General features: G+C 66.8%; 12 protein-coding genes. 8 read left to right on the top strand and 4 right to left on the bottom strand.

The window, feature by feature from the left end:
• Positions 1-19: 19 nt before the first annotated feature.
• Positions 20-1,858: an aminodeoxychorismate synthase component I gene (gene pabB, locus ACIPHN_RS06230; protein ID WP_400434256.1), complete on the bottom strand. Its 1,839-nt coding sequence runs from the start codon at positions 1,856-1,858 to the stop codon at positions 20-22.
• A 143-nt stretch (positions 1,859-2,001) separates the two neighbouring features.
• Here pabB and ACIPHN_RS06225 point away from each other — a divergent pair, with 143 nt between their 5' ends.
• From ACIPHN_RS06225 to ACIPHN_RS06190, 8 genes are all read left to right on the top strand, one after another.
• Positions 2,002-3,405: an MFS transporter gene (locus tag ACIPHN_RS06225; RefSeq protein WP_400434253.1), complete on the top strand. Its 1,404-nt coding sequence runs from the start codon at positions 2,002-2,004 to the stop codon at positions 3,403-3,405.
• 26 nt (positions 3,406-3,431) lie between these two features.
• Entirely contained in the window at positions 3,432-4,328 is an 897-nt protein-coding gene (locus tag ACIPHN_RS06220) for a DMT family transporter (protein ID WP_400434668.1), read from the top strand.
• A 53-nt stretch (positions 4,329-4,381) separates the two neighbouring features.
• The gene (locus tag ACIPHN_RS06215; protein ID WP_400434251.1) at positions 4,382-5,368 is read left to right on the top strand and encodes a magnesium and cobalt transport protein CorA; all 987 of its coding nucleotides are present in this window, start codon (positions 4,382-4,384) and stop codon (positions 5,366-5,368) included.
• 193 nt (positions 5,369-5,561) lie between these two features.
• Positions 5,562-7,679 (top strand): TonB-dependent siderophore receptor, encoded by a 2,118-nt coding sequence (locus ACIPHN_RS06210; RefSeq protein WP_400434248.1) that lies wholly within the window; start codon positions 5,562-5,564, stop codon positions 7,677-7,679.
• Between the two features lie 201 nt (positions 7,680-7,880).
• Complete coding sequence (locus ACIPHN_RS06205) at positions 7,881-9,296, top strand: ABC transporter substrate-binding protein (protein WP_400434667.1); 1,416 nt, start codon at positions 7,881-7,883, stop codon at positions 9,294-9,296.
• On the top strand, positions 9,287-10,234 hold the full coding sequence (locus ACIPHN_RS06200) for an ABC transporter permease (protein WP_400434245.1): 948 nt from the start codon (positions 9,287-9,289) through the stop codon (positions 10,232-10,234). The genes ACIPHN_RS06205 and ACIPHN_RS06200 overlap by 10 nt, the downstream gene beginning before the upstream one ends.
• Positions 10,231-11,067 carry an ABC transporter permease gene (locus tag ACIPHN_RS06195; protein WP_400434242.1) on the top strand — a complete coding sequence of 279 codons (837 nt, stop codon included), beginning with the start codon at positions 10,231-10,233 and terminating at the stop codon, positions 11,065-11,067. Before ACIPHN_RS06200 ends, ACIPHN_RS06195 begins: the two co-directional genes overlap by 4 nt.
• Positions 11,064-12,506, top strand: a complete 1,443-nt coding sequence (locus tag ACIPHN_RS06190; RefSeq protein WP_400434239.1) for an ABC transporter ATP-binding protein — start codon at positions 11,064-11,066, stop codon at positions 12,504-12,506. Before ACIPHN_RS06195 ends, ACIPHN_RS06190 begins: the two co-directional genes overlap by 4 nt.
• A 10-nt stretch (positions 12,507-12,516) precedes the next feature.
• Here ACIPHN_RS06190 and ACIPHN_RS06185 read toward each other — a convergent pair whose 3' ends face one another.
• The 3 genes from ACIPHN_RS06185 to ACIPHN_RS06175 form a co-directional block, all read right to left on the bottom strand.
• Positions 12,517-12,807, bottom strand: a complete 291-nt coding sequence (locus ACIPHN_RS06185) for a hypothetical protein (RefSeq protein WP_400434237.1) — start codon at positions 12,805-12,807, stop codon at positions 12,517-12,519.
• Positions 12,808-12,852: 45 nt separating this feature from the next.
• A complete protein-coding gene (locus ACIPHN_RS06180) occupies positions 12,853-14,415 on the bottom strand; it encodes a diguanylate cyclase (RefSeq protein ID WP_400434234.1) in 1,563 nt (520 codons plus the stop codon).
• 118 nt (positions 14,416-14,533) lie between these two features.
• Positions 14,534-18,538, bottom strand: a complete 4,005-nt coding sequence (locus ACIPHN_RS06175; RefSeq protein ID WP_400434231.1) for a translocation/assembly module TamB domain-containing protein — start codon at positions 18,536-18,538, stop codon at positions 14,534-14,536.
• Between the last annotated feature and the right edge of the window lie 34 nt (positions 18,539-18,572).

Here is an 18,572-nt window from a genome sequence, read left to right as displayed (position 1 = left end):
TCAATCGTCTACCGCAATCTCATTTGCCGATCACCGCCCGTAACGGCCCGCGCAGGGCATTGCACACCACGATCTCCTGCGCGCGCAGCAGGTCGGCGCGGGTGAGGGTACCTTCCTGCAGATCCCAGTCGGGGTCGGCCAGCAAGACCTGGCGCATCACACCCGGCAGGAGACCCGCTGCCATCGGCGGCGTGATCCAGCGCCCGTCCAGCCGGACCAGCACATTGCTGCGCCCCCCCTCGGTCAACTCTCCCCGTTCATTGAAGAACAGCATGTCGAAGCCGCCACGCCGCTCGGCCTCTTTCCAGGCGGCGTCGTAGCGCGCGCGGCGCGTGCTCTTGTGGCGCAGGAAGAGATCGCCACTGTCCATGGGCGTGTCGGCCAGGAACACCGTGACCGGCTCGGTGAGCTCGGTCAGCGGCGCATGCTGGATGCTGATCGCCCCCTCCGCATCCAGAGCCAGGCGTAGCCGATAGGCATGTGCGGGATCCAGTTGCGCACAGGTGGCGGCGATGCCGGCGCGCAGGGCCGCTTCGTCGAAGGGAAAGCCGAAGGCCTGCGCCGAGGCTTGCAGGCGTTGCAGGTGAAGTGCCAGATGACGGCAGCCATCGCGGCTGGCGTGCAGGGTCTCGAACAGGCTGAACTCCTGTGCCAGCCCGGTCAGGAAGGCGGCCTTGAGGCGGCATTCCGCGAATTCGGAGGCGGCGTCGCTGTCGTGGACGATGCCGGCGCCCACGCCCATCACACCGCGTCGCATGCCCGCCTGTGGCGGTTGCAGTTCCAGCGTGCGGATCGGTACCGAGAGGCAGAAGTCGCCCACTGCCTGAGCGTCCTGGCGCGGCGGATCGAACCAGCCGATGGCGCCGGTGTAGAGGCCGCGTGGCGTGTCTTCCAGCTCGTGGATGATTTCCATGGTGCGGCGCTTGGGGGCGCCAGTGATGGAGCCGCAGGGATAGAGGGCGGTGATGATCTCGGCCAGCGTGACATCGGCGCGCAGGCGGGCGCGGATGGTGGAGGTCATCTGCAGGACCTGGCCATAGCGGCGCACATCGAACAGATGCGGCACCTGCACCGAGCCGGCGACCGCCACGCGGCCCAGGTCATTGCGCAGCAGATCCACGATCATCAGGTTCTCGGCGCGGTTCTTTTCGTCCGCGGCCAGTGCCAGTGCACGCCGGGCATTGATGGCTTCGGCGTCTTTCTCCTCGGCACCGGCGGCGCGCGCCGTGCCTTTCATGGGCTTGGCCTTGAGTACGCCTTCCTGATGCGAGACGAACAGTTCCGGCGAGCGGGACAGCACCATGCTGCCATCGGCATGGCGCACCAGCGCCCCGTAGGGGACCGGCTGGCGCGCGCGCAGGCGGCGATACAGCGCGATGGCGTCGCCATAGGCATCGAACTGCAGGCGGTAGGTGTAGTTGACCTGATAGGTGTCGCCAGCGGCGATGTAGTCGCGGATGCGGGCGATGGCGGCATGGAAGCCGGCTTCATCGACGCTGGCGCGCAGCCTGAGCAGGCCGGCGCCCTGGTCGTCCGCGACCTGTTGTGTCAGCCAGGCATCGACCTGGGCGGCGCCCAGGCGTTCGCAGCGTTCGAACAGCATCACCTGCGCCAGCGGTCCGCCGGCATGGCGCTGTGCCAGACCCGGCAAGCCTTGCAGGGCCGCGCCCAGTTCATAGTTCCACAGCGCCACCGCATGGTGGCCTTCGGCCAGCGCCGCCTGCATCTCCGCCAGCAACGCCGGGAATTGCGCTGCCTCGGCGCAGGCCAGCGTGCGCAGGTGGTCGGTATAGAGGCGCGAGCGCGGTTCGGCCGGCGTGGCCAGGTGGTCGTCGAGGAGGGCGAAGCAATCGTTCATGAGGCGGGCAGGGCAGGGCGGGGTTGGTGCAGATGGGCAGGACGCGGGGGCGTCCGGCAGCATGATAGCGTAAAAGGTATACTTGAAGGCTTGCCACGCCTGCCCGCCCCGGCCGGCGAGAGCCTATTCCAACGCCAATACCCATGCCCATTCCCCGCACCTTCATCATTCCCCTGATCGTCGCCTGTGCGCTGTTCATGGAACAGATGGACTCGACCGTCATTTCCACTTCGCTGCCGGCGCTGGCGCTGGACATGCACGTGGACCCGATCTCGCTCAAGCTGGCCCTGACGTCCTATCTGGTCAGCCTGGCCGTGTTCATCCCCATCTCGGGCTGGATGGCTGATCGCTTCGGCTCGCTGACCATCTTCCGTTCGGCCATCTGCGTGTTCATGCTGGGCTCCATCCTCTGTGGCATTTCCTCGACCCTGCCGGAATTCGTGGCTGCCCGTTTCCTGCAAGGCATAGGCGGGGCCATGATGGTGCCGGTCGGACGCCTGGTGATCCTGCGCAGTGTGGAAAAGATCAACCTGGTCAAGGCGCTGTCCTACCTCACCATCCCGGCGCTGTTCGGGCCGGTGCTGGGGCCGCCGCTGGGGGGCTTCATTACGACCTACTTCCACTGGCGCTGGATCTTCTTCATCAACATTCCCATCAGCGTCCTGGGCCTGTACCTGGCCACGCGCTTCATTCCCGACCTCAAGGCCGACGAGGTGGCGCCGCTGGACCTGCGCGGATTCATCCTCTCGGCGCTGGGCTGCTCGCTGTTGATGATGGGCCTGGCCACGGCCGGCCGCCATCTGGTGGCTGCCGATATCTCGCTGGCCTGCGTGGCCGGCGGGGCGGTGTTCCTGGTGGCCTATGTCTGGCATGCGCGCCGCGCCGAGGCGCCGCTGATCGACCTGGCGCTGCTGAAGATCCCCACGCTGCGCGCCGGCGTGTTCGGGGGCTCGTTCTATCGGGTCGGCATCGGCGCCATTCCCTTCCTGCTGCCGCTGATGCTGCAACTGGGCTTTGGCTATTCGCCTTTCCACTCCGGCTTGCTGACCTGCGTGTCGGCTGGAGGTGCCATGTTCATGAAGACCATCGCCGCGCGCTTCCTGCGGCGCTTCGGTTTCCGCAAGGTGCTGCTGGTCAATGGTGCGCTGGGCGTGCTGGGGCTGTGGGCCATCGGTTGCTTCACGCCGCAGACGCCTTATCTGCTGATGGTGCTGGTGCTGCTCATCGGCGGCTGCTTCCGCTCGCTGCAATTCACCAGTCTCAATGCGATCTCCTATGCCGACGTCGACAAGCAGCGCCTGAGCCAGGCCACCAGCATGGCCAGCGTGGCCCAGCAGCTGTCCATCGGCATGGGCGTGGTGCTGGCCGGCTTTGCGCTGCAGATGTCCAACGAGATCCAGGGCCATGCCACCTTGGTGGCACAGGACTTCTGGCCGGCCTTCCTGGTGGTGGGGGCGGTAGCTGCCTGCGCGCTGCTGATGCTGCGCCAGCTGCCGCATAATGCCGGCGCCGAGATGGCCGGCCACGAACAGGCCAAGTCGGCCTGAAGGAATCCTGCATGAGCAGCACGGCGATGCCCTACAAATATCTCTGGTTCCCCCTGGGCGCGGTCTCGATCTGGGCCGGCAACACCGTCATCAGCAAGATGTCGGCCGGGGTGATCGCGCCGGAAGACATTTCCTTCTATCGCTGGGTGCTGGCGGCGCTGCTGATGTCACCCTTCCTGGCGCGCAGTACTTGGGCCGCGCGCACCCAGATCCGCCCCTACCTGGGCAAGATCCTGGTGCTGGCGCTGCTGGGCATGGTGCTGTTCCAGAGCCTGGCCTATTTCGCCGCCGCCACGGCCTCGGCCACCAGCATGGGCATCATCGCCTCGCTGATGCCGCTCTTGACGCTGGTGTTGAGCATCCGGCTGTTGTCCGAGCCGCCCACCGTGGGTACGCTGGCCGGTGGCGTGCTGTCGCTGTTCGGGCTGGCGGTGCTGATCGGGCGCGGCCATCCGCTGGCGCTGTTCGACCAGGGCGTGGTCACCGGCGACCTGCTCATGCTGCTGGCCACCATCGCCTATGGCCTGTATGGCGTGATGCTGCGGCGCTGGGCCTTGCCGCTGCGGACCTGGCAGTTGCTGTATGTGCAGGTGCTGATGGCGGTGGTGCTGCTGTTCCCGGGCTTCGTGCTGGGCCATCATTCGCCGCTGACCCGCGACAACCTGCCCATCCTGCTCTATGCCGGTATTGCCGCTTCCATCATCTCGCAATTCCTGTGGATGCGCGGCGTGGCCCACCTGGGGGCCAGCCGTTGCGCCATCTTCGTGAACCTGATGCCGGTCTTGACGGTCATTATCGCTGTGGCCGCATTGGGCGAGCCCTTGCATGGCTACCATGCCGTCGGTGGCGTCATCACGCTGGCCGGCGTGATCATGGCCCAGGTCTTCAAGCAGAGGTTGCGCTGGCGCGTGGGCGCCGGCTGAGCCGACAAGTATGGACAAGCACGGACAAGCTCAGACAAGAACAGGAAAGAGACATGATCGATCCCAACATGATCGTCAATTGCACGGTCTACAAGAAGGGCCGGAAACTCCGGGACATTACCCTCGACGAGATCAGCGACGTGCTGGAAGAGGAGGGTACTTTCGTCTGGCTGGGCCTGCTGGAGCCCAATGTCGAGCTGATGAACAAGATCAGGGAAGAATTCTGCCTGCACGAACTGGCGGTGGAAGACGCCTATGCCGCCCACCAGCGCCCCAAGATCGAGGAATACGGCGACACCCTCTTCGTGGTGCTGCATACGGCCCAGCTGGCTGGCGGCGAGGTGCAGTTCGGCGAGACCCACATCCTCACCGGTCCGCGCTTCGTGGTCACGGTGCGCCATGGCGCCTCGCGCAGCTATGCCAAGGTGCGCGAGCATTGCGAGATGCTGCCCGAGCGCCTGGTGCGCGGCCCCAGCTTCGTGCTGTATTCCATCATGGACTTCGTGGTCGACAACTATCGTCCCATCATGGACGACCTCGAAGCCAAGTTCAGCCAGTACGAGGAACAGCTCTTCAACCCCGGTGCCATCAGTGGCAAGGCCTATCTGCAAGAGCTCTACCAGTTGAAGCGGCAACTGATCCGCCTGCGCTCAGCCGCCTCGCCGCTGCTGGATGTGTGTACCCAGCTGCTGCGCTTCCATGAGGGCCTGATCACCAAGGAAGGCAAGGCCTACTTCCGCGACATCTACGACCACGTGGTGCGCTTCATCGATACCGGCGACCGCCTGCGCGAGATGGTGGAGTCGGCCGTGCAGATCAACCTGGCCCAGGTCACCATCCACCAGAACGAGATCGTGCAGACCCTGGCCGGCTGGGGTGCCATCCTGGCCATCCCGACCATGGTCTTCAGCCTCTACGGCATGAACTTCGCCAACATGCCGGGGCTGTCCTGGCAATGGAGTTTCCCGCTGGTACTGGGGGGCATCTTCACCGCCTGTTCGCTGCTGTGGCGGCGCCTGCGCAAGGCCGGCTGGCTTTAATCTCCCTGATCGTCTCTTCCCCGTTTGCGGGCCAGCGGGTGCGACAAATCGTCGCATCGCCGCCGTTGGCCCGCGCATCTCCCTATACTCCTGCTCCTGCCGGCCTTGTCCTAAATGCGAGTCATTTCGCTTGATAAATGCAACATAGTTGCATAAAATGCCGGCGCATGCCACGATCACAAGAGAGAAAACGATGAGAATGACCGCACTGCGGGCGGCCGTGCTGGGCGCCATGGCCCTGGGCCAGACACCCGTCACGGCCTGGGGCGCCGATGCCGAACAAGGGGAGGGCGGCAGCCTGGGCCAGATCGTCGTCACCGGCGAAGGCGAGCGCAAGCAATATCGTCAAAGTACGTCCACCAGCGCCACCCGCACCGAGACACCCCTGCAGGAACTGCCGCAGTCGGTGCAGGTGGTATCGCGCCAGCTCATCGATGACCTGGCCGCCACCCGCCTGGATGACCTGCTGCTGTACGTCAGCGGCGTGGCCAGGCAGAACAACTTCGGCGGCCTGTGGGACAGCTACGCCATCCGGGGATTTGCGGGTAGCGACAACGGCGGCCTGAACATCCTCTGGAATGGCTTCGCCTCCAACCGTGGCTATGCGCCGCCGCGCGACCTGGCCAATGTGGAGAGCGTGGACTTCCTCAAGGGGCCGGCCGCGGCGTTGTACGGCAACAGCGAGCCGGGCGGCACCATCAACGTGGTCACCAAGAAGCCGCAGTTCAAGGCGGCCAATGCGCTGGACCTGTCCATCGGCACCAACGATACCTACCGCACGGCCGTCGATTCCACCGGTGCCCTCAACAGCGAAGTCGCCTATCGCCTCAATGCCGCCATCGAGCACAAGGGCAGCATGCGCGACAACGTCAGCAGCAAGCGCGAGTTCCTGGCGCCGGCCTTCACCTGGGTATTGGGGGCGCAGACGGTGCTGAACTACGAGGGCGAGTTCCTGCGCCAGAAGGCGCCGCTGGATCGTGGCATCGTCGCGGTTGGTGGCAATCCCGGTGTGCTGCCAATATCGCGCTTCCTGGGCGAACCCGGGGATGGCGACATCAAGATGGATAACCAGAACCACCTGCTGACACTGGAACACCAGCTCGACGAGAACTGGCACCTGCGTACCGGCCTCTTCCACAAGGATGGCCAGCTGGATGGCTACTCCACCGAAGCATCGTCCCTGCGGGCCGACAATGCCACGCTGTGGCGCCAGCGCCGCTATCGCGACTACAGCTGGCACGACACCTCGATCCAGGCCGAGCTGGGCGGCAAGCTGCAGGCCGGCGGCATGGGCCATGAGCTACTGGCGGGCGTGGAAGCCGACTGGCTGACGCTGGACCAGCGCATGCTGCGCGTGAACCCGAGCGCGACCTCGCCCTATGCCATCAACATCAATGATCCGGTCTACGGACAGGCGCAACCGGCCCTGTTGCCCAATACCGCCACCAGCGAACACCAGGTCAGCACCGGCTTCTACCTGCGGGACCAGGTCAGCCTGGCGGCGCGCTGGAAGCTGCTGGCGGGCATCCGGGCCGACTCTTTCCGCTCGCGCCTGGACAACTGGCGCAGCAACACCAGCACGCGCCAGGACAAGAGCGCCTTCTCGCCGCGCCTGGGCCTGACCTGGCTGGTCACGCCGGCCTGGTCGCTCTATGCCAGCGCCAGCAAGTCCTTCCGTCCCAATACGGGCAGCGATGCCAACGGCAATGCCTTCAGCCCCGAGACCGCACGCGCCGCCGAAGCCGGCCTGAAGTTCCAGAGCGAGGACAAGCGCAGCGGTGCCACGCTCGCCGTCTTCGATATCACCAAGCAGAACGTGCTGACCACCGACCCCAACAACACGGCATTCTCGATCGCCGCCGGGGAGGTACGCAGTCGTGGCGTGGAACTGGATGCCAACGGCAAGCTGGGCCACCACTGGCGCTTCACCGGCAACCTGGCCTATACGGATGCATTCGTGGCCAAGGACAACACCCTGGCCGTGGGCTCGCGCCTGATCAATGTGCCGCGCCTCTCCGGCAGCGTGCTGGCCATCTTCGAGGATGCCGATGCGCGTGGCGCGCCCTATGGACTGGGGGGCGGCCTGAACTATGTCGGCGCGCGCACCGGCGACCAGGCCGGCAGCTTCACGCTGCCCGGCTACATGACGGCGCGGGCGCTGGCCTACTGGCAATTCACGCCGGCCATGAAGCTCTCGCTGGACGTCAACAATCTGTTCAACAAGCGCTACTACAGCAGCTCCTACAGCAATGTGTGGATCATGCCGGGTGACGAGCGCAACGCCACGCTGGCGTTGAACGTGAAGTTCTGAGGGGTAGCCTTGGATCAGCACCCGATCGCACGGCGGCGCCGGCTGCTGGCCTTGCCGGCGGCCGCCGCGGTATTGGCGGCAGCGCCCCTGGCCGCGGCGCCCTGGCGTACCGCACTGGCCCATGAGGACGAGCATGCCCACGGCTCCGGTCCGCCGGGACAAGCGGATGCCGATGTACTGACCGTGGTGGGCCCCTGGGAGATGACCGGCCTCGATCCCTCCCGCGCCGGCTACATGTTCAGCCGCATGGAAGTGGTGGAGACCTTGCTGGAGGTCGATGACGATGGCCAGCTGCACGCCGCGCTGGCCACTTCGTGGCGCGTCAGCGCCGACGGCCTGCAGTGGCGCTTTGCCTTGCGCCGCGAGGGCCGCTACCACGATGGGAGCGCCATCACGCCCGCCAGCATCCTGAGCTGCCTGCAGCGTGCGCAGGCGCGCCCGGGCGTACTGCGCCTGGCCGATATCGCCACCATGACCGTGCAGGGCGGCGAGCTGGTGATCGCGCTGCGCCGGCCCTTCGGTCCCTTGCCTTACCTGCTGACCCATTACTCCACCCAGATACTGGCGCCAGCCTCCTTTGATGCCGGGGGCAAGGTGGTGGCCATCATCGGCAGCGGGCCAATGCGCATCAAGTCCCTGTCCCTGCCACAGCAGTTCGAGGTCGAACGCCACCCACCCGCTATCGGCAGGGCGGTGCAACGTGCCCGCTACATCAGCGTGGCCCGCGCCGAGACACGTACCCTGCTGGTCCAGAGTGGTCAGGCCGATCTGGCGTTTTCGCTGGATCCGCCCAGCATACGGGCCTTGCAGGATAGCCCGCGTGCGCAGCTGGTCTCGGCCATGCTGCCGCGTACCACCATCATCAAGCTCAATGCGGGGCATCCGCTGCTGGCCGATGTGCGCGTGCGCCGGGCCATCGCCCTGTGTGTGGAACGCCAGGGCATCGCCCGCGCCCTGTTGCGCGATCCGGGGCTGGGGGCCACGCAGTTGTTCCCGCCCTCGCTGTCGCGCTGGCATGATCCGGGCCTGCCGCCCTTGCGCACCGACCTGCGCCAGGCCCGGCGCCTGCTCGAAGAAGCCGGCTGGCGACAAGGGGCCGATGGCCAGCGCTATCGTGATGGCCAGGTGCTGGCCCTGAGCCTGACCACCTTCGTCGATCGGCCCGAGCTGCCGCTGATCGCCACCGCCCTGCAGGAAGAGATGCGCCAGATCGGCATCACGGTGCGGGTGGTGATCGGCAATTCCGGCGACATCCCGGCCGGCCATCGTAGCGGCCTGCTGCAGATGGCGCTGGCGGCCCGCAACTACGGCAACCTGCCCGACCCGGTGGCCAGCCTGCTGCAGGACTTCGGCCCCGAGGGCGGGGACTGGGGCGCCATGGGCTGGCGCAATGACGAGGTGACGGGTTTGCTGACGCAGCTGGCTGCAAGCCCCGCGCACGATGGCGATCGCGGCCGCAGCCAGCGCGCCCGCATTGCTGCCATCCTGCAGGAGCAGTTGCCGGTGATCCCGGTGGTCTGGTACCGCCAGACCTGCGCGGTCAGCCGTCGCGTGCGCGGCGCCAGTATCGATCCCTTTGAACGCAGCTACCGGATTTCACGACTGCAATGGACCTGAGACACTTATTGCCCAAGCTCCTGCAGCGCCTGCTGCAAGCGGTATTGGTGGCGCTGCTGGTGGGCACGCTGTGCTTCTTCATGACGCGCATGCTGCCCGGCGACATGGCCTATCGCATCGCTGCGGGCCGTTACGGTTACGACATGGTCACCAGCGAAGCGGCGCAGGCGGTACGCGTCGAACTGGGCCTGGACCGCCCCTGGCTGGCCGCGCTCGGGGACTGGTGGGGCCGGCTGCTGCACCTGGAGCTGGGAACATCGCAAGTGACCGCGCAACCGGTGCTGCACGAGATTGCCCAGCAACTGGGGCCGACCTTGCGCCTCTCCCTGCTGGCCATGAGCCTGTCGCTGCTGCTCGGCCCGACGCTCGGCGTGCTGGCAGGCCTGGTGCCAGGCGGATGGCTCGATCGTGCCACGCTGGCGCTGTCGGTGACCCTGCGCGCCTTGCCGCCTTTCCTGCTGGGGCTGGTACTGGTGCTGATGTTCTCGGTGCAGCTGGGGGCCTTGCCGGCGGCCGGCCATGCCGATCACGGTGGCATCCTCTTGCCCGCGCTGACGCTGGCGCTGGGCCTGGCGGCGATGTCTTGCCGGGTGGCGCGCGATGCCATGGTGCAGGTGCGCGCATCCGACTATTTCGCCTTCGCCCTGACCAAGGGGCTGACGCCGGCACAGGCGCTGGCACGACACGGTCTGCGCAATGTCGCCGCGCCTGTCACGGCCTACCTGGGCGTGCAGCTGGTGATGCTGGTCGAGGGCGTGGTGCTGGTGGAAACCATCTTCGCCTGGCCCGGCATCGGCCACGCACTGGTGCACGCCATCTTCGGCCGCGACGTGCCGATGATCCAGGCCACGGCACTGGTGCTGGGCTTGATGTTCGTTCTTTTCAATGCGCTGGTGGATGCCGCCTGCGCCCTCATCGATCCACGTCGCCGACCATGAGTATCCTGTCTTCTTCCCCCGTGCCGGAGGCGCAGGCCCTGCCTCGTCGCCGGACCGGAGCTCAGCACGCCGGCGCAATCCTGCTGGGTGCCATTGCGGTCATGGCGCTGCTGGGGCCGCTGATGATCTCCAGTGATCCCGCGCGCCAGCATCTCGATCACTTCCTGCAGGCGCCCAGCCTGGCCGAGCCACTGGGCTACGATCCCCTGGGGCGCAGCATGCTGGCGCGGCTGCTGTACGGCAGTCGCCTGTCGCTGTCGCTGGCCTTGCTGAGTGTGCTCTCGGCAGCCATTCCGGGCACGCTGGCGGGCATCCTGGCGGCATGGTGCGGTGGCTGGGGCGAGCGCCTGCTGGCGGCATTGGCCGATGCGGTGCTGGCCCTGCCGGGGCTGTTGCTGGTGTTGCTGCTGGCGGCCTTCGCCCCGGGCGGTTTCTGGCCCCTGTATGTGGGCCTGGCGCTGGCCTTGTGGGTGGAATATTTCCGCGTGGTGCGCGCGGCCTGCCATATCCTGCTGGCCAGCCCGCAGGTGGAGGCTTCGCGCCTGCTGGGCTTTGGCGCGTTCTACATCGTCCGGCGTCACCTGTTGCCGGCGCTGTTGCCACGCCTGCTGACGCTGATGCGCTTCGGCCTGGCCGGCGCGGTACTGGCCATGTCGGCGCTGGGCTTTGTCGGTGTCGGGCTGCAGCCGCCCACGCCCGAGCTGGGCGTGATGATGATCGAGCTGCTGCCGTATTATCGCGAGGCCCCCTGGCTGGTCGGCGCGCCAGTGCTGGTGCTGTTGTTGACCTTGCTGGGGCTGCAGTTGCTCGCGCCGGCGCAGGAGGCAGCATGAGCGCTGCCCTCACGCCAGCGGCCTTGCGCGTGGTCGACCTGACGGTCTGGCAGGGTGGCCACACGCTGGTCAGGCGCGTGCATTTCTCGATTCCGGCGGGGGGCGTACTGACCCTGCTGGGCGAGAGCGGGTCAGGCAAGTCGCTGCTGGCCCAGGCCATCATGGGCAATCTGCCGGCTTCCCTGCGCAGCAGTGGCACCATCGAGATCGCCGGTCACCGTAGCGACGCCGCCGACCCCCGTTCGCGCCGCCGCGGATGGGGGCGCAGCATTGCGCTGCTGCCCCAGGAACCCTGGCTGGCGCTGGATCCGACCATGCCCGTGATACAGCAGGTGGCCGAGACCTACGAGCTGGTCAGCCATCCCGCCGCCGACCCTGACCGCGACCAGCCACGCACGGCGCGCGCGGATGCGCACGAACGTGCCGCCGCCGCGCTGGACAGCCTGGGCCTGCAGGCGGCGGCCGGACAATATCCCTTCATGATCTCCGGCGGCATGGCCCAGCGTGTGGCCTTCCTGGCCACGCACGCAGCCGGTGCGCCGCTGATGATCGTCGACGAACCCACCAAGGGCCTGGACGCCGGCCGGCGTGACGAGGTGCTGGCCTTGCTGCTGGCGGCCCGCGCGCAGGGCATGAGCCTGCTGTGCATCACCCACGATGTCTGGCTGGCACGTGCGCTGGGCGGGCAACTGGCCGTCATGCGCGATGGCGAGATGGTGGAGCAGGGGCCGGCCGCTGAAATACTGGCCGCGCCGGACTATGCCTATACGCGGCGACTGCTGGCCGCCGATCCGGCGTGCTGGACGGCGGCATCGGGTCCGGCGGTTGCCGGCCCGGTGATTGCAGAACTGCGCCAGGTGGGCAAGTCCTTCGGCAAGCAGCGACTGTTTGCGGCGCTGGACCTGCGCATCCATGCCGGTGAGATCGTCGCCGTAGCCGGTCCCAGCGGCGCCGGCAAGACCAGCCTGGGCAATATCGCGTTGGGCCTGCTCAAGCCCGATGCGGGCGAGGTGGTGCGTGCCGGCGGACTGCCGCGCACGGCCTTCCAGAAGATCTACCAGGATCCGGCAGCGGCTTTTGTTCCCACGGTCAGCCTGCGCTGCTCCCTGCAGGACCTGATGCGCCTGCATGCACTGGACTGGACCATGCTGGAGACCCTGCTGGTGCGCATGCGCATTGTGCCAGCGCTGCTGGATCGCCTGCCACGGCAGGTCTCCGGCGGGGAGTTGCAGCGCATCGCACTGGCGCGGGTGTTGTGGATGAAGCCGGCGCTGATCTTTGCCGACGAGCCGACCTCACGGCTGGACCCGCTGACCCAGCAGGAGGTCATGAACCTGTTGGTGGAGCAGGCCAGGGCGCTGGGCTGTGCGGTGCTGCTGGTGACGCATGATGCCGATATCGTGCGCAGCGTGGCCGATCGCCAGATCCGCCTGGACTGACGCCTGCCACCTACCCGGTGAGGGAGTCCTCGTCGTCGCTCTCCAGCAGGGTGGTCCACTGGCCCGTGCTGATGTCGGCATCTTCCGGCAGGATCATGTAGGAGAGCTTGCTGATGCCGCAGTACTGTTCCAGGAAGTGACGCGCATGTGTCATGCGCTGGCGCAGTTGCGCGATCGAGTCGTGATGATTGCCGCGCATCGGCGGGAATTCGTAGACCACTTCGGGATGCAGGAAGCGGCTCAGATGCAGGATCACCTGGTCCAGGTCGGGGGCTTCCGAGCAGAACTGATAGCGACCCATGGTCGCCTCTGCACGGAGCTGGTAGCGGATCAGGCAGCGCATGGCTTAACGGGTGCTGCCCTGGTGATTCGAGATCACCGTGAGCCGCGGGAATTCGTGTTGTACCGCGCGATCCCGTCCTTGTTCCTTGGCCAGGTACATGGCGGCATCGGCAGCATCGACCAGCTCGCGCGGGGCGATCTGGATGCCCTTGCCGCTGGCCAGGCTGGCCACGCCCACGCTGATGGTCACGTGGCCCATGGGACTGCGTTCATGGGCAATATCGAGAGAGCGTACCGCCTGCAGCAGGCGCCCGGCGATCGCCTTGGCGCTGGCGGCATTGCAGTTGGGCAGGATGAGGGCAAACTCTTCGCCACCATAACGCGCCACGATGTCGCCCTGGCGGCGCGCGATGCTGCCGATGGCGCCGGCCACGCGCTTGAGGCAGAGGTCACCGGCCACATGCCCGTAGGTATCGTTGAACTGCTTGAAGTGATCCACGTCCACCATGACCAGCGAGAGCGACTCGCCGGAGCGGTTCAGGCGGGCCAGCTCGGCGCTCAGGGCGGCATCGAAGTAGCGGCGGTTGAAGACATCGGTGAGGCCATCCTTCTGGGATTGTGCTTCCAGGGTGCGATAGAGCCGCTCCAGTTCGGTACGCGCCGCCACGGCTTCGGTTTCGGCCATCTCGCGGCGGGCCACCTGGGCCACCAGGCGGTTGCCGCCAAAGCAGATCACCACCAGCAGCAGGAACACTGCCACGCCCCGTATCCAGACACGGCGGCGCCAGTCCTGCAGCACTTCGTCCTTGGCCAGTGCCACCGTCACGAACAGGGGATAGAGCCGGCAATGCTGGAAGCTGGTGATGCGCACGATGTCGTCACGGGGCGAGCGCATCTCGAACGAGCCTTGCTGACCCCGCAGCAGGTAGTCCTGTTGCAGATCGGACTTGGAGATGTCCAGGCCGATGGAATGGTTCTGCAGGGGCAGGCGATAGATCACGATGCCTTCGTTGAGACCGAAGACGATGGCACCGTCATGGCCGATGCTGAACTGTTCGTAGTAGCGCTGGAAATAGGCCAGGTCGATGTCGGCCACCACCACGCCGGCAAAGCTGCCATCGACGAAGTTGATGCGCCGGCTCACCGTCACCACCCATTGCCCGCTGATGCGGCTGCGCATGGGTTGGCCGATGAAGGCCTCGTTGCTGCGCAGGCGGCGGTGATGCAGGAAGTAGTCATCCTGGATATAGCGGCTGTCCAGGGCGGGCTGGGAGCTCAGTACCGACTGGCCGTTTTCATCGTAGACATAGAGATCGGCCAGCTGGGGCAGGCTGGCCACCGAGCTGACCATGAAGTCATGGGTGCGCTCGCGTGCTCTGGCCGAGTTGCCGTTGTATTGCAGGTGTTCCTGCACGCCCTGCAGGACGATATCGACCTCCTTGAAGGACTGGTCGGCATGCTGCATCAGGGCCAGCGTCGTGTTGGCCGTATTGCGCGTGGCCTCGTCGACGGCCACCTCATAGGAACGCCAGCCGGTCCATGCCTCCAGCACGACGATGACGACGCAGACCACCACAACGAACCATTGCGCTGCTTGCGATGCGTTGAGTTTTCTGAATTCTGGCATGACGCTTTTCCTGGAGACGACTTTCCTTGACGCCTATTGTTCCCAATCCCGGGCGCCGCGTCCATCGGGGAATGCCTGACGCCACCGGATACGGCGGTTTCAGGCGTTCCATAGTTGCTCAGTCGTAACGTCGGTTGAACAGGATGTTCAATCCATTGATGGTACCCGCACGGGCTACTACTGACCAGCGCCGCGAGATCTGCCAGGTTGCCTTGGCCACGCTGGCCGCACCCTGCAGGCTTTGCTCGTAGCCCAGGGTGATCTTCTCGGTGATGGCCTTGCCCAGGTTGACCACCTGTTCGTCGGTCAGGCCCGATTCGCTGGAACCGATGCTGAACTGGTCCAGGCCGATGTCCTTGGCGATGCGCTTGCCGCCCATGTTGCCCACCAGCGCCAGGGCCTGGCTGCTGGCGGTGCGCTGGCCGATGCTGGAGCTGTCGGTGCCATGGCCGAACATCATCCAGGACAGCTTCTCGTCGTCCGGGACATTCGGCTCCGACACCAGCTGCACGCGCGGCTGCCTGGCATTGCCCGTTACCGAAACACCGGCTTCGACATCCTGGTTGCGGCGCATGGCCAGGATATTGATGTTGGGATTGGCGATCGGCCCCTGGAAGTTGATGATGCCGCGCTCGATATTGAGTTTGGTGCCGAAGGCTTCGTAGCTGCCCTCGGCCACATTGATGGTGCCGGTGGCGCGCAGGGGCGAGAGCGGCTCGCTGCGCACGCTCATGTCGCCGCGCAGGCGCAGGTCGGCGCCGCTGCCCCGGAAGCGGAAGTCGTTGCCCAGGTCGACGGCGATCTGCATGACCGGGGCGAACTTGCTGGCCGGCTTCTCGGTGGCCGCTTCCAGCTTCTGCGCCGAGGAGGCGGCCCCGCCCACCCGGTTCTTGCCGGTGCGGCTGACGATGACCACGTCATCGCCCAGCTTGGGGGCGCTGCTCTTGGGCAAGTCGAACAAGGCCTTGTCCACGGTGAACTTGCCATCCACATGCAATTGCTCGTTGACGTTGCTGATCTTGCCCTGGCCGGAGAGCATCAGCTGGCGGTCGGGGCTGGCAAACAGTTCCAGGCGGTCGGCGGTGAGGCTGGCCATGAGATCGGGGTTGTCGGCGCCCAGTTGCACCTTGCCATCGGCACGCAGGGTGCCGTTGCCGCCGTGGAACTCGAACTGGCGCAATTCGATGACGTTGCTGTCCATCACGATGCGCACGATGCCATCCTTCAACTGGATGCCCTGGTCGAATTGCGTCACGGCCAGCTTGTCGCCATTGATGGCGCCCGACAACCTGGGCTGGGCCAGGGTGCCGGCGGCATTGAGATCGGCCGAGAGCGTGCCGTTGAGACTCACTTGCGGGCCGATCAGGTCGCCCACGCGCTTCAACTCGGGGACCGCCAGCCTGGCCTTGAGGTCGAGGGGCGAGCCCGCAGCCAGGGTCAGCAGGCTGTCCAGCCGTTGCAGGCCGACTTGGCCATCGAGCGCCAGGCTGCCAATGCGGGCGGCCTCCACGCGACCGTTCACGCGCATCTGCTCACCCTGGAAGTCAGCCCGCAGCTTCAGTTCCGACAGGCCCAGCGCGGCTTCGCCGACACTGCTGTTGACCCGTACATCGCCGCTGCGGCGTGCCACCTGCAGGTAGCCGCTGGCACGCTCGTCGAGTGAGAAATCCCAGTCGCTGTCGAGCACCAGGTCACTCTTGACCGGTGGCGGCGTACCGGTGAACTGCTGCAGCAGCTCCAGCAGGCGGTTCACGTCCAGCGCATGGACCTGGCCGGCCGAGGCGATGCGGCCCTGGCGCCAGGACAATTGCCTGAGTTCCAGCGCGGTACGGTCGATCTCGATGCGGGTGCTACCGGCTTCGATGGCGCTGGCCGAGGCTTGCAGGGCCAGTGGCGCGGTCATGGCGATACGCGGGAAACCGCGATTCTCCAGCTGGTCGATGCTACCGGCCCAGCCATATTGGCCCCGGCTCTTTTCGGTCACCTGGCCATGGGCGCGCACGGCCAGTTCCAGTGCATGGCCCTGCAGCTTGCCGTTGGCCTGCACGGACAGGGCATGGGCGGCGTAGGTGCCGTCCAGCTTGAGCGCCAGGCGCGCCAGTTCGGCTTGTGGCCCCTCGTAGCCGTCGGCCTCCAGCGTCAGCGCCAGGCGGTTATCGGGCGAGGCGACGCCAGCGGCCAGGTTGCTGTGGAAATCGGCCTGGCCGGCCAGGTGGTGCAGCCGGTGCGCGCCAAAAGCCAGTTGCTCGGCCTGGTAGCTGGCCTGCAGGGCGGGACGCTGGCGCGTGCCGCTCAGTTGGCCGTCCAGGCGCAGCAGGCCCGACAGGCCATAGCCCAGGCGCGCCAGCTGGGGGGCATCGATCTTCAGCTTGAGCCTGTCGCTGGCGGCGCCGAAGCTGCCGTCCAGGTCCACGCTGTTGCCGGCGATCTGCAGATTGGCCTTGCTGGGCAACAGGCGCATGCCGGCCACGTTGATCTCGCCGCGGCCCCCCATGGGGAGCTCACCATAGCTGCTGTCGTGGATGGCGAAGCCCAGCTTGACGCGCATCTCCGGCGAGAGCACCCCGCTGGCGCTGACATCCATGTTGATGCGGGCGCGCACCGGCGCGACGGCAGGGGCGGCACGGCCTTTTCGGGTGGCTGGCTGCGGCGGTACGACGGCCTGCAGCACCGCTGCCGGGTCGAAGTCCACCAGCCGGCCCTTGATGGCATAGTCCATCGCCCCCACGGTCTGCAAGGTACCGGAGGCCTCCAGGCGCGAGCGGCCGGCGTTCAGCGTTGCCTCCTTGAGCGTGACCTGGCCGGCGCCGAGGGTGCCGTCCAGATGCAGCTTGAGGGCCTGGTCCTGCAGGGTCAGCAGGATCTGTTGCACGTTCGGCGCCAGCGTCAGCTCCAGCGGACCGGACAGCCGGGTGGGCCTTGCCTGGCGATGGATCTGGTTCAGGTCCAGGTCGGCGATGCGCAGCTTGAACTGGCCGGCCATGTCCTCGGCGTGGCCGGCTTCCTGGCTGCCCGGGCGGAACTGGCCGCTGCCTTCGATGCGGGCATCGCGCGGCAGGCGGATCTCCAGGCGCGACAGGGTTTGCTGGTGCAGGTCCAGGGCCACATCGGCACTGGCCGACAGCAGCGGCAGCAATTGTTGATCCAGGCTGCCGGGACGGGCATTGGTGATGTCCACCCGGCCGGCCACCTTGAGGGCGCCGTCGGCGGCCGCTTGCGCCACCGGCGCCAGGTCGGCGCGCAGGCCCAGGTCGGCCTGGGGCGCGGTGGCCTGGAAGGCTTGCGGATTGAGGTGTTGCAGGTCGATGCGGGCGCGCTTGAGCGGCACCGGCGCGAACGGCGTGGCGGTGACGTCGGCCGAGCCCTGCAGACGGTCGCCGCTGGCCTTGAGTGCGATGCCCAGCTCTTGCAGCGAGCCCGAGAGCTGGGCCGCCAGCTGGTATTGCTCCTTCAGGCTGTCGCTCTGGTAGGCCCCGCGCAGTTCCAGCGCCCCGCTCAGGGCAAAGGGCCGGCGCCCGTTCAGGTGCAGCAGCGCGGTGGCGTCGCCATAGGGGGTGGACAGGCTGTCCAGCACCAGGGTGTGCTGCACGCCATCGGAGTTGCCGTGCAGGGCGAGCTTGCCCAGTTCGGTGGTCGAGGTCCCTTGCGTGAGGCTCAGGCGATCCAGCGCGACCTCGCGGATCTCCAGCGCCAGCGGCAGTGACAGCGAGCCGGGCAGGGTACTGGGTTCGGACGGGCTGGGTTGCTGGGTCAGTTGTACCGTTCCCACCCGCAGCGAGTTGACGGTGAGCTTGCGCCCCAGGAGCGAGAGGTGCCAGCTGGCATCGATGCGGTCGATGTCGAGGATGCGTTGTTCATCGCGGTAGTGCAGCTGGCGCAGGTGCAGGCCATCGGCCACGGTGCCGCCGGCCAGTTCGCCGGAGAGCTTGCCACCCAGGGCCTGTACCGCGCCGTTCCAGAGCAGGCGGGCGCCGCGCTCGGTCTTGAGGGCGAACAGCGTGGTGCCGGCCAGCGCCACCAGCAGCAGCGCAGTACTGCCACCGGCCCACCAGGCCAGCGTACGGCCACGGCGCTGGGCCGGTGATGGCGTTGGGGTATGTGGATCGTGGGGCTGGTCGCTCATGCGTGGTCGTGGATCGAAATCGGGTCAGTCATCG

Source organism: Herbaspirillum sp. NPDC087042, assembly GCF_044745245.1.
Lineage (GTDB): Bacteria > Pseudomonadota > Gammaproteobacteria > Burkholderiales > Burkholderiaceae_D > Herbaspirillum.
The sequence above is the reverse complement of the archived record's forward strand: the minus strand, read 5'-3'. Positions and strand labels throughout refer to the sequence as shown.

Coding starts and splice junctions, on each gene's coding strand:
- ACIPHN_RS06200 (WP_400434245.1), top strand. CDS start 9,287: ATGGACCTGAGACACTTATTGCCCAAGCTCCTGCAGCGCCTGCTGCAA.
- ACIPHN_RS06225 (WP_400434253.1), top strand. CDS start 2,002: ATGCCCATTCCCCGCACCTTCATCATTCCCCTGATCGTCGCCTGTGCG.
- ACIPHN_RS06215 (WP_400434251.1), top strand. CDS start 4,382: ATGATCGATCCCAACATGATCGTCAATTGCACGGTCTACAAGAAGGGC.
- ACIPHN_RS06190 (WP_400434239.1), top strand. CDS start 11,064: ATGAGCGCTGCCCTCACGCCAGCGGCCTTGCGCGTGGTCGACCTGACG.
- ACIPHN_RS06180 (WP_400434234.1), bottom strand. CDS start 14,415: ATGCCAGAATTCAGAAAACTCAACGCATCGCAAGCAGCGCAATGGTTC.
- pabB (WP_400434256.1), bottom strand. CDS start 1,858: ATGAACGATTGCTTCGCCCTCCTCGACGACCACCTGGCCACGCCGGCC.
- ACIPHN_RS06205 (WP_400434667.1), top strand. CDS start 7,881: ATGACCGGCCTCGATCCCTCCCGCGCCGGCTACATGTTCAGCCGCATG.
- ACIPHN_RS06195 (WP_400434242.1), top strand. CDS start 10,231: ATGAGTATCCTGTCTTCTTCCCCCGTGCCGGAGGCGCAGGCCCTGCCT.
- ACIPHN_RS06175 (WP_400434231.1), bottom strand. CDS start 18,538: ATGAGCGACCAGCCCCACGATCCACATACCCCAACGCCATCACCGGCC.
- ACIPHN_RS06210 (WP_400434248.1), top strand. CDS start 5,562: ATGAGAATGACCGCACTGCGGGCGGCCGTGCTGGGCGCCATGGCCCTG.
- ACIPHN_RS06185 (WP_400434237.1), bottom strand. CDS start 12,807: ATGGGTCGCTATCAGTTCTGCTCGGAAGCCCCCGACCTGGACCAGGTG.
- ACIPHN_RS06220 (WP_400434668.1), top strand. CDS start 3,432: ATGCCCTACAAATATCTCTGGTTCCCCCTGGGCGCGGTCTCGATCTGG.